This is a genomic window from Paenibacillus sp. 01T431 (assembly GCF_056398625.1).
In genome coordinates this window covers 68,501-83,259 of the sequence record NZ_JBFTPT010000015.1, presented here as the reverse complement: position 1 = coordinate 83,259, position 14,759 = coordinate 68,501, and the positions used below count along the sequence as shown (strand labels likewise).

General features: G+C 43.9%; 13 protein-coding genes. 3 read left to right on the top strand and 10 right to left on the bottom strand.

Translation table 11 applies throughout. The annotated features are described in order from the left end of the window. Positions 1 to 84 precede the first annotated feature (84 nt). From AC1DM9_RS25365 to AC1DM9_RS25325, 9 genes are all read right to left on the bottom strand, one after another. Positions 85 to 654 carry a histidine phosphatase family protein gene (locus AC1DM9_RS25365; protein WP_477509415.1) on the bottom strand — a complete coding sequence of 190 codons (570 nt, stop codon included), beginning with the start codon at positions 652 to 654 and terminating at the stop codon, positions 85 to 87. A 39-nt stretch (positions 655 to 693) separates the two neighbouring features. Further along, on the bottom strand, positions 694 to 1,650 hold the full coding sequence (locus AC1DM9_RS25360; protein ID WP_477582846.1) for a serine hydrolase domain-containing protein: 957 nt from the start codon (positions 1,648 to 1,650) through the stop codon (positions 694 to 696). Continuing rightward, positions 1,647 to 4,049, bottom strand: coding sequence for an ATP-binding cassette domain-containing protein (locus AC1DM9_RS25355; protein ID WP_477582844.1), 2,403 nt, complete (start codon positions 4,047 to 4,049; stop codon positions 1,647 to 1,649). The genes AC1DM9_RS25360 and AC1DM9_RS25355 overlap by 4 nt, the downstream gene beginning before the upstream one ends. A gap of 120 nt (positions 4,050 to 4,169) precedes the next feature. Continuing rightward, complete coding sequence (locus AC1DM9_RS25350) at positions 4,170 to 5,189, bottom strand: DUF4871 domain-containing protein (RefSeq protein WP_477509418.1); 1,020 nt, start codon at positions 5,187 to 5,189, stop codon at positions 4,170 to 4,172. After that, entirely contained in the window at positions 5,186 to 5,740 is a 555-nt protein-coding gene (locus AC1DM9_RS25345) for a sigma-70 family RNA polymerase sigma factor (protein ID WP_339207584.1), read from the bottom strand. The genes AC1DM9_RS25350 and AC1DM9_RS25345 overlap by 4 nt, the downstream gene beginning before the upstream one ends. Before the next feature lie 16 nt (positions 5,741 to 5,756). Beyond that, positions 5,757 to 6,659, bottom strand: a complete 903-nt coding sequence (locus AC1DM9_RS25340; RefSeq protein ID WP_477549655.1) for a phosphotransferase — start codon at positions 6,657 to 6,659, stop codon at positions 5,757 to 5,759. Between the two features lie 209 nt (positions 6,660 to 6,868). Beyond that, on the bottom strand, positions 6,869 to 7,600 hold the full coding sequence (gene pyrH, locus AC1DM9_RS25335) for a UMP kinase (protein WP_477549654.1): 732 nt from the start codon (positions 7,598 to 7,600) through the stop codon (positions 6,869 to 6,871). A gap of 206 nt (positions 7,601 to 7,806) precedes the next feature. Beyond that, positions 7,807 to 8,880 carry a Gfo/Idh/MocA family protein gene (locus AC1DM9_RS25330; RefSeq protein WP_477549653.1) on the bottom strand — a complete coding sequence of 358 codons (1,074 nt, stop codon included), beginning with the start codon at positions 8,878 to 8,880 and terminating at the stop codon, positions 7,807 to 7,809. A 4-nt stretch (positions 8,881 to 8,884) separates the two neighbouring features. Beyond that, positions 8,885 to 10,012, bottom strand: a complete 1,128-nt coding sequence (locus tag AC1DM9_RS25325) for a Gfo/Idh/MocA family protein (RefSeq protein WP_477549652.1) — start codon at positions 10,010 to 10,012, stop codon at positions 8,885 to 8,887. Positions 10,013 to 10,188: 176 nt separating this feature from the next. On the opposite strand from AC1DM9_RS25325, the gene AC1DM9_RS25320 reads away from it, so the two are divergent. The 3 genes from AC1DM9_RS25320 to AC1DM9_RS25310 all read left to right on the top strand — a co-directional run bounded on the left by AC1DM9_RS25320 (position 10,189) and on the right by AC1DM9_RS25310 (position 12,839). Continuing rightward, entirely contained in the window at positions 10,189 to 11,043 is an 855-nt protein-coding gene (locus AC1DM9_RS25320) for a helix-turn-helix transcriptional regulator (RefSeq protein WP_339207579.1), read from the top strand. 99 nt (positions 11,044 to 11,142) lie between these two features. After that, a complete protein-coding gene (locus AC1DM9_RS25315; RefSeq protein WP_441879177.1) occupies positions 11,143 to 11,595 on the top strand; it encodes a MarR family winged helix-turn-helix transcriptional regulator in 453 nt (150 codons plus the stop codon). Positions 11,596 to 11,624: 29 nt separating this feature from the next. Then, positions 11,625 to 12,839: an MFS transporter gene (locus AC1DM9_RS25310; RefSeq protein ID WP_441879179.1), complete on the top strand. Its 1,215-nt coding sequence runs from the start codon at positions 11,625 to 11,627 to the stop codon at positions 12,837 to 12,839. Here AC1DM9_RS25310 and AC1DM9_RS25305 read toward each other — a convergent pair. Beyond that, the gene (locus AC1DM9_RS25305; protein ID WP_477582842.1) at positions 12,831 to 14,642 is read right to left on the bottom strand and encodes a PAS domain S-box protein; all 1,812 of its coding nucleotides are present in this window, start codon (positions 14,640 to 14,642) and stop codon (positions 12,831 to 12,833) included. The genes AC1DM9_RS25310 and AC1DM9_RS25305 overlap by 9 nt on opposite strands. Positions 14,643 to 14,759 lie beyond the last annotated feature (117 nt).

Genomic DNA, 14,759 nt, shown 5'->3' with positions numbered 1-14,759 from the left:
AACGCACATTTTGAATTGATAGCATACAAAAAGGCCATCCTTTGCAGGATGACCACTGGTTTCAATGGATTCTCGTCGCCTTACTTAAGTCCATATCCTTTCCACATGCTCAAGCTTATTCAGATTAAATGTTAATTTATAAATGTCCGGCTTCGAGGTCGTATTCCAAAAATCAAATCCAAACTTATTATCATAATGGTTCATAATGATCGTCATAATATTGCCATGGGTACCCAAAACAATGTTTTTACCTCGGTGCTCCTCCAGTATTCTCTCTATGACGGGTATCGCTCTTTGTTGTGCGCTTCGAGTCGTTTCGCCGCCCTCCAAAGCAAAATCCATATCGATAAAAGATTTCCTTATCGCTTCATACAGAACGTCCCAAGTAGCCTTATAATCCAAACCCTTTATCGCTCTTTCCACCAGTTCTTCATACTCTACAATCGTCATCGCTTTCCGCTTTGCTAAATGCTCAATCGTCTGCACCGCTCTCGTGTAAGAGCTGGATGCCATAAAATGAATATCGACATCGCCCAGCACCTCTGCAACACGTTTTGCTTCTGAGAAACCCTCCTCCGAAAGCCCGCGCGTTCGTTCTTGTCCAAATTCAAAAGGCGATTCTGCGTGTCTAACCATATAAATGACCGTATTCATAGGTTTATCCTCCGTTAATGTTCAGATCATAAGCAGCTTTTATTTAATCGCTTGGCTAAGAAACAAGTCATGAATATCCGGATACGATTTGCTCGATGGTGTGGGGGTCGCTTGTATGACGGATACAAATTGATGCTCAGGAATGACATTCACCTCTTGTCCGCCAAATCCGCGACATCCATATCCAGCTTGAGACAGCCACCACAAAAAACCATAGGACGGATAGGATGGGGTTATCGCTTGCTTCACAAACGCTGGAGAAACAATCTGTTTGCCATTAATACTGCCATCTCCTAAAAATAGCAAACCTACCTTAGCCATATCTCTAGCAGACAAATCCGATTGTTCTTCACCCTTCATTACCGTATAGGAGAAGCCGCATGGACTGCTCGGCCAAATTCCACTGGCGATATCGAGCGGTTTATACATTTCATGATAAATGAGGTCGTAGGATGTGCTTCCATAGGCTTTGCCTATGACCGCTGATAACAACATGACATCCCATTCCTTATACTGAAAATTCATGCCAGGAACACTGTGCATGTCAATATCAGCGATATGCGATAGCCAGTCATTCGTACGCATCATTTGCTGCATCATCGGACAATGGTAATGAACTCCGCCATTCCAGTAAATGCCTGATGACATCGTTAGCAAATGCCGAATCGTAATCAGCTTATGATAATGATGACTATGACCAGCAAAGGCGGGCAAATAATTGCCTATCGGTTCATCTAGATTATTAATCAAGCCTTTGTCCAAACAGATGCCTACAGCGATGGCTAAAATACTCTTCCATACTGATTTAATAGAATGCCTCGTATTTTCATTACACTTATTGAAGTAACGTTCATAAACCAGTTTCCCGTTTTTCACAATGATCACGCTGTTTATGAGTCTATATCGCTTTTGCTTCACATAATCATCTATCTGCTCTAGAAGTTTAGCATCCATTCCCTCCGCCTCGGGAGTGGACAACTGCCATTCAAAGCTCATTTCAACACCTGCTTTATATATTTCCCGATGATGGAATGACGGTTCGACATTAGTTCAAGCGGCATGCCCTCCGCGATAATAGCTCCTCCGTCATTTCCGCCACCTGGTCCCATTTCGATAATATAATCACAATTGGCAAGCACAGCTGGATCATGCTCGGTAATGATAATCGTATTGCCAGCATCTGCGAGCTGCTGCAGCAATGTCATCAGCCGCTCCGTATCTGAGAATGAAAGGCCTGTCGTCGGTTCATCCAAAATATATACATTATTTTTCCCGCTTTGCCTGTACAGCTCCTTGGCAAGCTTAATCCGCTGCGCTTCACCGCCTGAAATAGATGGCGTCTTTTGGCCGAGCGTAATATAACTCATCCCTACACTTTCGAGCGTACTGAGCGTGGCCGATATCATTTTGTCATAAGCCTTAGATTGTTCATTTCCAAAAAAAATGCTGGCCTCCGCGACGCTCATCATCATAATTTCCTTAATGTTCTTTCCCTCAAGCCTTACACTTAGAGCCTCTTCAACAAATCCTGTTGCCCCGCACATATCGCACTCTACCTCTATGAAGTTGCCGAAGCCAACATAATGGTTTTTAAAACCTTCGCCCTTGCAACCTCTACAGCCTCCTTCAGAATTAACGGTAAACAGACTGGCTGTATATCCTTTTTCCACCGCATCAGGTGTTTTGCTGAACAAAGTTCTGATTCGATCAAATATACCCGTATAGGTTGCTGGACAAGAGGTTTTGCTCCTGCCAATAGGCTTCTGGTCCACCACTATACATTTTTTAATCTGCTCGAATCCAAGTAACGTCACCTCTTCTTGCAGCACAAGCTCTGTATCATCGTTGTCATATATGAACTTGCTTTGGAGTGACTGCTTAAGCTTTGGTACAAGTGTGTGCTGGATTAGGCTGGATTTGCCGCTGCCTGATACTCCCGCTATACCTACCATCAGTCCAAGAGGTATCGTCACGGAGACATCCCGAAGATTATGTAGGCTCGCATGCTCCAGCCTAAGTACTTTGCTTGGATCGGCTAACTTATATTGTGTTTTGACATGCAAGGTTTTGGAGCCATTCAAATAAGGGGCTGTTCGCGATCGTTCACAAGCCATAAAATCAAGGTAGCTGCCTTGGAAAATAAGCTCTCCGCCTTGAACTCCCGCTTCGGGTCCAAGATCGACAATGTAGTCGGCAGCTTGCATAAATTTATGATCATGCTCTACGGCAACGACTGTGTTTCCTCGCTCCACTAAGCCTTGAATGATGCTTATCAGCATCTCCTTCTCTACTTCATGCAATCCGATCGTAGGCTCATCGAATATAAAAATAATAGAATCCATATCCGCAATAATAAAGGACGCCAGAAACAGACGCTGGATTTCACCGCCTGAGAGCGTAGGAACTGGACGTGATAAAGAAAGATGATGAAGCCCTACATCGACCATACACTTAAGTTTCATGACCATTTCATCCAGCAAATTTTTGCTTGATACATTGGCGTGCTGTTTTTGCAAAAACGCAAGCAATTCGTTGATGTACATATCCTCGAGCTCTCTAATCGTTTTCTCACCAATTGTGGTATGAATCGCCTGAAGACCAAGACCTGTGCCTTTACATTTGGGGCATGGGATGGAATCCGCATTAATCCCCCATAAATTCACTTCTTTGTCTTTGCTCCCATGTCTCTTCACTTTGCTGGCCATATGTTTCATCATATCTGTAAAAACAACAACTGCACCTGCAAATCCACTCTTGCGGCAGCCATACTTGAAGGAATGAAAAACATCATCCGGCAAAACACCGATTTTGTCATTTATATCAATCTTGTATATTTCACAAAACTTTTTGATGTTTCCTCTATGAAAACGATGCTTGACCAAAAAACCATCAAACACGTTTTTGATTTGTGTTTCCGGATTAAGAATCGCTTCTTCTTGAATCATCTGATGGCTTCCCGTACCAAGACACTTCACACACATTCCCTTAGGTGAGTTCCTCTGAAACAACTCCATGGAGAGCGGCAGCCCGTCATTGTAGGCAGGATCACGTTTGCCATACGTTGCAAACAAAATGGCAAGTAAATTTCCGATTTTTGTCCGCGTGCCTACTGTACTTCTAGGATTGGATTGCCGGACGATACGCTGCTCAATTGCTACCGCAGGGGACAAACCCGTTATTTTATCAAAAGAAGACACCGCATCAACCATATACTGCGTACCCGAGAACAATAGATAGCGCCGCTTTCCTTCTTCATATAACGTATCGAAAGCAAGACTCGATTTGCCGCTTCCCGATACGCCTGTTATGACTGTCAGCTTATTTTTTGGAATACGAACATCGATATCCTTGAGGTTATGCAGCCTTGCTCCTTCTATCTCTATGAACGCTTTCATGCATGCACTCCATTCTGGCATTGATCTCATACCCATAATTTACCGCACATACGTTCTTATGTAAATAGTTTACTAAAAAGGCTGCCTAATGGCAGCCTTCTCCTTTTAAAATAATGAATATCAGCTCGCCGATTCCACCTGAATAGTAATACTGCTAAATAACTTATCTTGAATGTATACGTTTAGCCGCCACATGCCGGCTTCGGGCAGTACCATCGATGATGGAATAACCGCGTCTGCCCCATTCAGCGGAGAGCCCACACTGCGCGCAGAGAAAACTTCAATCTCCTGCGTAGTGCCTTCTTTTACGCCCATAACGTTAAAGCTGCCCGTGAGTTCCTTCTTGCTCCCCCAGAAATACCACATGTACTTATTTCCTTTCCCCGCAACAATCGGCTGCTCGTCTAGGATCAATCCTTGCTCATTTTGATAAGGGCCTACAAGAAATCCAACCTTGTCTTTCTCGCCAGCAAGCACATAGTTGTGAGGCATTCCATCGTTGCCTGTATACGGCAATTTGAACGTAGATGTGCTTATCCATGGCGAAGGCTCCTGCACTGCCAAAATAAAGTCACCGTAAAATTGTTCATTCAGCTTGACCTCGAATGTCCATGTTCCGCCCAGCGGCAGGCTAAAGCTGGTTGTAAAACGTTCCAACGTCTCATACCCTGAGCTCGGCTCTGTAATGGTCACAGGGGACATAACGGTCAACCGTTTTCCCGATTGCGCATGATAACCTTCAATAGAAATGTTTTTGCCAAGAAAAACATCAATGGACTGCGTGAAATGGAGAACATAGCCTTGCATGACACTCGCTACCACATTCTCTTCAGGAAATACTTGAAATATCATTTCGCCGTTCTTCCTGTATTCCGTTCGAATTTCCTCTACCCTGCCGCTTCCATTTGTTCCGACGATTTGTGAAGGGCTTGTAAACAGCTTGCTCAAATCTGTGGCAAACAGTATATAGACAAGAACGGCTGCGATTGCACTAAGTGCTCCCAGACGAGCAATATAAGACTTTTTCTTCGGTTTATCATTGGCCCTATAAACAATTTTCTCCCTCAATTGCTCAGTGAAGCGAGGATTCACAAACGGGGAACGGCTAAGCGCTTCTTCCCACTGTTTTGGCTCCTTCATATGATGTTTCCTCCTTTTGAATCACTTTGCAGTAAACTTGTCATTTTTTTGCGTGCGCGGTGCAGCCTCGATTTAACCGTCCCTTCCGCTATTTGAAGCAAACTTGCCATTTCTTGCATCGATAATTGATAATGAATTTCCAGTATGAGGACTTCTCGGTAGCGCAGCGGAAGCTTCATAACGGTGTTCCAAATATATTTAGTTTCCATAAGGTCAAAAACTTCTGCTTCCGCTGATCTGGATGTTTCCCTTCTTGTTACGAAATCCATCACAATGACCTTAGAAAAATAAGCACTTCTTTTGTATTTATACGTTTTGTTTCGTGTAATGGCAAGCAGCCAGCTCTTCATACTGGCTTCGCCTCGAAATGTATGCAGCTTCTCATATACTGTCAAAAAAACATCCTGACAAATGTCATCTGCCGCATCGGCATTCCGAATTAAAAAGAATGCAAAATTCCAAACGTCGTTGCCATGTGCATTCATCAAATCAATCAATACGGCATCCGTTTCAAATCCTTTTGCCAAATACTTCACATATTCGAGCTCCACCTCATCACCTCTCTAATTAAGAAGACCCTTCTGCGTTCCTAAAGTTCCCGAATAGGTGAGGAAAGGACATCCATTTGTGATAGTCAAAAGCCGGTCCCTTAATTTCGAGTAAGCAGAAGAAATATCGGTACAAATCACGCACCTGTAATAAATCAGGGAAAGGCAGCACTTCAGCATAACCTTTGCGGAAATGATGAGCTCCCGCTTCATCCAACGAACATTCAATCGCTATTAAATCCATTTCACGAGGACCAAGCACATACGCTTCTGTATCAACGATTGCGCTAACACGTTCTCCATTTGATAGAAACTGCCTCGGATCCATATCGAGCATGATGCATGAGGCATACTCCGGTACCGGCATATTTTCAGCTAATGAACAGTGGTGATCAAGAGATTCGTGGATTGCCGCATTTTCCTTGTAATAACGAGCTGCCAACACCCTTAAAGCGTCTGCTAGCATGTGAGGGAAATCCGCTAATGCATGCCGAACTGAGCCATTTAGAGAACCCCATTCCTTAACTTTATGGGAATGGATCTCCGCAATCGACCTGCCGAAATCCTCCATCAGCATCGCGGATTTATTTTGAAATGACAATGGAATTCCGTTTATTTTTTCAACCGAAATCACTTGTCTTCCATCGATCACGGCCTTGCCAAGTACACTGGGAATAGCGATATTGCTTGTCAATCGTGAAAGATATTGATTAATAATCTCCATATCAAACGTCTCGCTTAATTGTTTTCCGAACAAATTGCTGCATGCCCATACAAAAGGAGCATCAACGGTCTCATCTACGCCGGATGACCGAACAACGTATTCCCCTGCTTCCGTGATGACTAGAAACACGTCACTAGCAAAGCCACCCAGAGTGGACTGTGACATAATAGGTTCAGAAAATAATGATTGTAGGTTCATGCTGTACCTCCCATCCAAGATAATCAAATTTTTACATATTATCATTTAAAAATATAGACTTATAATTACCGCTCTGTTATGATGTTGAATAAGGTCTTTATAAAATTCCCGACTCCTAAAAACATCAAAGGACTGCTTAAAAAGTACATTTCCCGGCTTTCATTAAACGGGAGTACCTTTATAAGCAGTCCTTTTTATTTCAACAGTTATTAGTAGGCAAGAACAGATTCACCGCTAATGATGGTTCCATTGTTTCCGCCTTCACAAATTTCTTTCATGGATCCGGGCTTGTCGAAGTTGAACACATGCATAGGCAAATGATAGTCTCTAGCCAATATAAAGGCTGACTGATCCATTACCTTCAAATTATATTGCAAAACATCATTGTAATGAAGAGATTTGAACCGCTTCGCATCGGCATCATATTTAGGGTCGGCATTAAAGATGCCATCTACGCCTTGTTTTGCAACCAAAAGCGCCTCACAATTCACTTCAATAGCCCTTTGTACCGAAGGATAATCCGTTGTCACGTAGGGTTGACCGTTGCCTCCAGCAAAGATGACGATATAACCTTGCTCCAAATGGTGGATTGCACGCAGTCTGATGTATGGCTCGGCGACCGAAGTAATCGGTATTGCTGTCATTACGCGAACTTCTTTGTCTGTTTTAGCTTTCAGAACCCCGCGAAGCATCAAACTATTAATGACGGTTGCAAGTGTTCCGATGTTGTCTGCTTCCGCTCTTTCGATTCCCCAGCTTTCCGCCATATTGCCGCGAAATATATTCCCCCCGCCAATAACGAGCGACACCTCTACTCCTAAACGGACTACGGATATAATTTCATTCGCAATGTAATTTAACCGTTCAGGCTCAAAACCGAATTCAGCATTTCCTGCAACTGCCCCGCCGCTAAGCTTAATAAGAACCCTCTTGTACCTCATTCGCCGTTACACCTCCATAGGATAAAAAAAAACACTAAAGCAATAGATGCTTTAGTGTAAAAGTGAAATGGGAATATGAAAAACACGATTGGTTAACGCAACCTTGCACTTGATCCTCATATCCCCACTCCTTCCATTTATTAATTCTCACATATTTTATACTGAGTACGAGCAAAAAAGCAACTACCCATTAGCAGCAAACATTTCTACTCCACTTTTGTCGCATGCTTCTGAGCAAGAAGCGACAGCTCAGCTGCTTTGAAAGCATGCTCCTGCGTCATGGCATGCTCAGTGCCGTTCAAGCAATCGAGAATGAGCTGGCCAAAATAAGGGAAGCCCACTTTGCCGCGAAGCTGAATATGCTGCTCGCCATCTGCGTTTACCAAATAAAGCTGGTCGCCATCCTTATCTTTAGCGATATCAATATACTTCCTCATCTCGATGTAGCCTTCTGTTCCGAGAATCATAGTACGGCCGTCGCCCCATGTTCCAAGACCGCTTGGTGTCAGCCAGTCGACACGGAAGTAGCCGGTTGCCCCATTCTCGCCAACAAGCGTCATATCTCCAAAATCCTCAAGCTCTGAATACTCCTTATTGGCATAGTTGGCCACCTTGCTGTTTACAACATTGGCATTCTGATTGCCTGTAAAATATAGAAATTGTTCAATTTGATGCGATCCGATATCACAAATAATGCCGCCATACTTTTCCTTCTCAAAAAACCATGACGGGCGGGAGGCAGCGTTCAAACGATGCGGCCCTAGTCCAATGACTTGAACAACACGTCCAATTGCACCTTGTTCGATCAATTGACCCGCATAAACCGCGCATTCCACATGCAATCTCTCGCTATAATATACTGCGTATTTTTTTCCTGTATCTGCGTATGCAGCGCGAGCGTCCGCGAGCTGTTCAAGCGTTGTAAATGGCGCTTTATCGGTAAAATAATGTTTGCCGCTCTGCATGACGCGAACACCTAGCGGTCCGCGCTCCGATGTTACCGCTGCAGCTGCAACCAGCTGCACCTCATCATCGGAGAGCACCTGCTCTTCCGACTCAGCTGCCTGTACTTGCGGATATTGACGGATAAATGCTTCAACCTTAGCGGGGTCAGCGTCGTATACCCATTTTAAAGTAGCGCCCGCTTCCACAAGTCCGTTGCACATGCCATAAATATGACCGTGATCAAGACTAACAGCGGCAATTACGAATTGCCCATCCTCAACTACTCTATTCGGCTTTCCCTTTGGCGCATATTTCATGCCATCTGCATTACTCATCGTTCTAGTCCTCCTTTTGATAGGCTGAGCTTGCGATTTTCTCTTGCAGATGCTTATAAAACAACTCCTCATCGATGGGCAAATCTACCCAGCCATCCGTCCATGTCGATAGCAGCATCGCATTCGAGAGCATAAGCCCTTTGATGCCTTCCTCACCTGGAGCAATCAATGGCTCATTGAAAAGAATCGCATTCACCCAGTTTTGTGTAATGCCTTTATGATCAGGGTTGCTGCCATGAATAGGAACTTCACATTTCCAACATTCCGGCTGACCGAAGCCGCCTTTGAACTGCTTGTTGAATTCCGGCTCAGGAACCGTTAGACGCCAGAATGTTAATTGGTTATTTTCAATTACAATTTTACCGCGATCACCGCTCACTTCCAGTCTGTTCGTTCCTGGCGCTTCGCCAGTCGTCGTCACGAACACTCCAGTAGCTCCGTTCTCGTACTCAACGAATGCGGTTACATCATCCTCAACCTCGATGTCACGATGCTTGCCGAAGTAGCAGAAAGCACGGACGCGCTTTGGCATCATACTGATTGTCCATTGCCACAAATCGAGCTGATGCGGATCTTGGTTTAGCAGCACTCCGCCGCCTTCACCAGCCCAAGTTGCACGCCAAGTACCGGAGTCATAATAGCTTTGAGAGCGATACCAATTGGTTATAATCCAATTGGTTCTTCTTATTTCACCTAGCTCGCCGTTATCTATCAATTCTTTCAGCTTCACGTATATCGGATTTGTCCGTTGGTTATACATCATGCTGAATTTCACATTTGTTTGGCTGGCTGCGTCATTCATCTCGCGAACCTGCTTCGTATAAACACCTGCCGGCTTCTCGCAAAGCACATGCAGACCACGCTTAAAGCAAGCAATAGAAAGCTCTGGATGGGAGAAATGCGGCGTCGCAATGAGCACTCCGTCAACAAGTCCAGAGTCCATCATTTCATAAGGATCCTCATATAATCCGACTTGATCGCCAAGCTTTTCTTTTGCCCACGCAAGATTTGCTTGTACACAATCACTAACTGCGGTTATTTCAACTCCACCGACTTCACCTTTTAATAAGTAGCCAATATGACCCTTGCCCATATTTCCTAGTCCGATAATTCCCAAACGAACGATCTGCATCCGAATACCGCCCCTTTATTTACAATGTTATAATAGCAGCTGCTTTCACAATCATTTTGCCTGCCTATATGGTAGCATTTTGGGATGCAGTGGGCTTCATTCGCATTAACTTGTTTACGCTTTTATTTGACTGTGGTTGGTGTATAATGATGGTATTTATGAGTGGAGGCGAAAGGATGAGCAAGCAGCAACAAATCAAATTACCGTTCACAATGGGAACCAGCTCTGATTTTAATGCTCATATTCCCTATCATAGTCACTTTCATTACGAAATCTATTATTTCCATGGCGGCAAAGTAAACTATCTTATTAATGACCGCATCTATGTTCTGGAGCCTGGCGACTTGCTGCTTATGCACGGGATGACACTGCACCGGGCACATGTCGATCCAAGCGCAGTTTACCACCGGTCGATCCTACATTTTGATCCGTATTACTTCAAGCAATTTATTCAGCCTTCATTTGCAGCGGACCTGCTCGAGCCCTTCGAGAAGCTTCAAAATATACGTTTGCAGCTGAGGGGCAATGAGAAAGCGGAAATAGAAGCTAGTCTTCATAAGCTTGAACAGCTTTACGTACTTCAGGACAGCTTCTCCATTCAGCGATTTCAAGCTTTAATGCTTGATTTTCTTATTCAGATCAATCAGCTTTGCCAGAAGCCKCTGAAGGATAAGCCAACCTTTCCAACCTCCAAAGAACGCCATGTTCAAGCAATCATCTCCTATTTGGAGTGCCATTATAATGATGATATTACGCTAGAGGCGATTCAAGCTGAGCTGCACTTAAGCAAATACTATTTGGCTAAAACATTCAAAGAGGTTACTGGATTTACAATCTTCCAGTTTCTCATGCAGCGTAGAATCTATCAGGCCAAAATCGAGCTTATCAACACCATTCACCCCATTACCGACATTGGTTATGATGTTGGTTTTAAGCATCCCTCTCATTTCAGCCGCGCTTTCAAGCTGCATACCGACCTTACACCCGAACAATATCGCAAGCAAAATCATGTCTCTTCCGATCAACTGTAAACCGCTTCATTCCAAATTTGTGGATTGAAGCTCTTGACCTATTTAGTTGTTAAGCGTATTATTGTCATAACAACTAAATGAAAATAGCAGGTGAAAGCAATGGAAATTATACAATCAGTAGGCTATATGCTCAGCAATACAGGCCGTAAACTAAACCTTCGGCTGCATCAGCTTTTTCAAGATTATGACGTTACGCCTGAACAATGGTCGCTGCTCATGTATCTTGATGAGCACGATGGCATGACTCATAAAGATTTGGCACAGCGCTCCGACAAGGACCCCGCCAACATTACACGGCTTGTTGACCAGCTTGAACGAAAAGCGCTTGTCCGACGTGTCGCCAATCCGAATGACCGCCGATCACAGCTGCTTTATTTAACCGCTAATGGCAGAACATGCTCTAATGAACTGGCACCTATCGAAGAAAAATTTGTTGCACAGCTGTTGACAGATATTTCGGAAGACGAAATTCAATCATTCAAAAAATTTATCGCCAAAATAACTAAAAACGCAGAACTGAACCACGAATCAAACACAAAGACGAGTGAATGATCGGCGAACATCTGAGAGGGGAACCTATAATGAATACGAATAAACTATGGAGCGCCGACTTCATTAAAATATGTTTAAGCAGCTTTTTTCTATTTTTTGCTTTTTATACATTAGCAACAGCGTTGTCCGTTTATGTGACCAATGGGCTTGGAGGATCTGACACGCAAGCCGGATTATCGATGACTGTTTTCGTTATCGCCTCAGTACTGCTTCGGCCCTTCGCTGGCCAATTGATGACCCGTTATGGGGAACGGAAGATCGTTATTATTTCATTGCTGCTGTTTCTATTGTTTTCGATCGCATACTTAGGTGTTTTTGGCTACGCGATGCTGCTGCTGGTTCGTTTTTTTCATGGCGGCACGTTCGCTATCGCAACTACCTCTACGAATACGACTGCAATCGGAATCATACCCGAGCATCGCAAAGGAGAGGGAATTAGTTACTTCAGCTTATTTATGAGCCTCGCGATGGTCATCGGCCCTTTCGTTGGCTTAACGATAACAACGCATGGCGGCTTTACAGCGATGTTCGCATTATGCGCGGTGTGCGCGCTCATCTCCTTCATCCTAGGCGCTTCAACAGCCAAGAAATCCGCCGCTGCCAAAGCTGAACAACCGATCATAAAAACGAAGAGCAAGCTGCATTGGCGCGATCTTGTAGAGAAGAAAGCTGTGCCCATTGCACTTAGCGGGTTTGTAGTCGCGTTCGCCTACAGCGGGCTCGTAACGTTTATGTCGGTTTATGCTCATGAACAGGCTATTGATCAATATGCCAGCTATTTCTTTGTGTGCTTCGGCATTATGATTGTATTGCCTCGCCCGCTTGTCGGTAAATTGCTTGATCGTGTAGGAGAACATGTCATTGTATATCCCAGCATCGTTATATTTGCCATCGGCATGCTGCTGCTTAGCCAAGCAAGCTCGCCCGTTATTCTGCTTGTTTCCGGTGCTGTCATTGGTCTCGGATACGGCGCCCTGCTGCCTTGCTTTCAGACCATAGCCGTGCTTGCTGCTCCGGCTCATCGCAGAGGGCTCGCTACAGCAACGTTTTATTTGCTGTTCGACCTTGGATATGGAATTGGATCCTACACACTTGGCTCCTTGGCTTCAAGCTACGGGTACAGCGTTATGTATATACTTTGTGCCATTATAATTGCCTTATCTTCCGTCATTTATTTCACACTTCACCATAAACGCAAAAGATTGTTGGCTATATCAGATGATAACGCCTATAGCTCATCCTAGGCCTATCGTTAGCTGATCCTCAACAGGCAGCATAATTTCCACGACTGTTCCTTCGTTCATCACACTGCTAATTTGAAGCGTACCCTTGTGCGCTTCAATAATGCGGTTGCTGATCATTATGCCAAGCCCAGTCCCTTTTTCTTTCGTTGTCAGAAAAGGTTCGCCAATTTTCGAAATAAGCTCCTCCGGTATACCTGGACCGCCATCTATAATTCGGATATGAACGAAGCCATCCTCCAAGCTTGCAACCGTCACAACAACTTCGCCGCCCTGCGGCATTGCCTCTAACGCATTTTTAATAATATTTAAAAAAACCTGCTTAAGCTGGTCCACATTGCAAAATATACTCGGCCGTGTATGGTCAAAACAAACCTTCAACTCCACATTTATAAGAATAGCTTGTGTTTCCAGCAAAGATAATACACTTCGCAGTATCGGCTCTAGAGGCTCGCTGCGATAGTTCGCGAAATGCGGCTTCGCTAACGTCATAAACTCATTTACGATTAAAGTAATACGGTCAATTTCATTGGCCATAATTGAAAAATAATGCGGGTTCTCCGGGTATTTACTGCTTAATAGCTGCGTGAAGCCCTTTAGCGCTGTTAACGGATTTCGAATTTCATGCGCTACGCCTGCGGCAAGCTGACCAATTGCCGACAGCTTCTCCGAACGAATAAGAACCTCCTCCGAGCGTTTGCGGTCGGTCAAATCACGAATCACACTGAGCATGACATCCTTGCCCAAATAATTGTTAATTCGGATACTTGAAACTTCCACATCCAGTAATTTTCCGTCCGTACGAATAAGAACACGTTCCTCAAAAGGTGTTGCCTCGTCCGTCGACATAATGAGATGCATTTTCTCAAGCGTTAATGCATGGTGGCTCTGATGAATAAATTCGAACACACTTGTACCGATTATCTTTGCTTCCGATTCAATTCCTAGCGCTTCCAAAGCTAGCTTGTTCGCGTAAAGCACGATCCCTTGATCACTCATAACGATCGGCTCAGGAACAAACTTTATAATTTTTTGATACAACTTGGCATTTTCCATTAACAATTTTTCTTTTTCACGTTTAGGTGTAACGTCTTGAACGGTTCCAAGCAAGGACAGTTCTCCATTGAACATAATAACTGTACTGTTTCCCTCCAAATAGATGCGGCTGCCGTCTTTTTTTATTCCTTTACTTTTGATAGGGAATTGACTTAATCCAATACCCATTTCACGTAAAATCTTGCTTTTGTGAATATTGATTTCATCCTGATCCATTAAATCGTTTATCGAGATGGCGTACATCTCCTCTACCGTATAACCATACATCTCCGCTAGATACGGGTTGGCATAAACAATCTTATCCCTTAGCCCTACGAATACACCTGCTACAACGTTTTCCATCAAGCTTTTATATAAATATTCCTTTTCGTGCAAGGAAGCTTCCATTCGCTTCTGCTTGGTTATATCATGAATAATAAGCTGGACAGCATTTTTACCATCAAATTTCACAGCTACTGCTCTCATTTCAACCTCTATCACTTGCTGGTCCAGACGAAGCAGCTCGTAATAGGTAAACGTAGAAGGATTAGCCTCTAGAATCAAATAGTTGATCATAGCTGGAAACCGCTCCATAAATTCGGGATGTATGAATTTGTTTATGGGGTCTCCAATGATATCATCGAAATTGCTAATGCCCAGCATGGTTAGCATTGCGTGATTAGCAAAAACAATATTATCTTCTAACACAACAATAAGCCCGTCAGGAAGCATATGAACTAAATGCTGATATCTCTCTTCGCTTTCCCTCAATTGTTCATTAACCTCGACGATTTTAATCCCCTCATCTCATCTCATTTCAACAAGCAGCTTCATCCTGTTGATTACTTTCAACATCTTCTGCCTTCTTCCTGCTCAACTTCAATTTTA

Bases quoted from the DNA above. Each gene is read 5' to 3' on its own strand.
- pyrH (WP_477549654.1), bottom strand. From the start codon at position 7,600: ATGAGGTACAAGAGGGTTCTTATTAAGCTTAGCGGCGGGGCAGTTGCA.
- AC1DM9_RS25315 (WP_441879177.1), top strand. From the start codon at position 11,143: ATGGAAATTATACAATCAGTAGGCTATATGCTCAGCAATACAGGCCGT.
- AC1DM9_RS25360 (WP_477582846.1), bottom strand. From the start codon at position 1,650: ATGAGCTTTGAATGGCAGTTGTCCACTCCCGAGGCGGAGGGAATGGAT.
- AC1DM9_RS25310 (WP_441879179.1), top strand. From the start codon at position 11,625: ATGAATACGAATAAACTATGGAGCGCCGACTTCATTAAAATATGTTTA.
- AC1DM9_RS25355 (WP_477582844.1), bottom strand. From the start codon at position 4,049: ATGAAAGCGTTCATAGAGATAGAAGGAGCAAGGCTGCATAACCTCAAG.
- AC1DM9_RS25325 (WP_477549652.1), bottom strand. From the start codon at position 10,012: ATGCAGATCGTTCGTTTGGGAATTATCGGACTAGGAAATATGGGCAAG.
- AC1DM9_RS25340 (WP_477549655.1), bottom strand. From the start codon at position 6,659: ATGAACCTACAATCATTATTTTCTGAACCTATTATGTCACAGTCCACT.
- AC1DM9_RS25365 (WP_477509415.1), bottom strand. From the start codon at position 654: ATGAATACGGTCATTTATATGGTTAGACACGCAGAATCGCCTTTTGAA.
- AC1DM9_RS25350 (WP_477509418.1), bottom strand. From the start codon at position 5,189: ATGAAGGAGCCAAAACAGTGGGAAGAAGCGCTTAGCCGTTCCCCGTTT.
- AC1DM9_RS25330 (WP_477549653.1), bottom strand. From the start codon at position 8,880: ATGAGTAATGCAGATGGCATGAAATATGCGCCAAAGGGAAAGCCGAAT.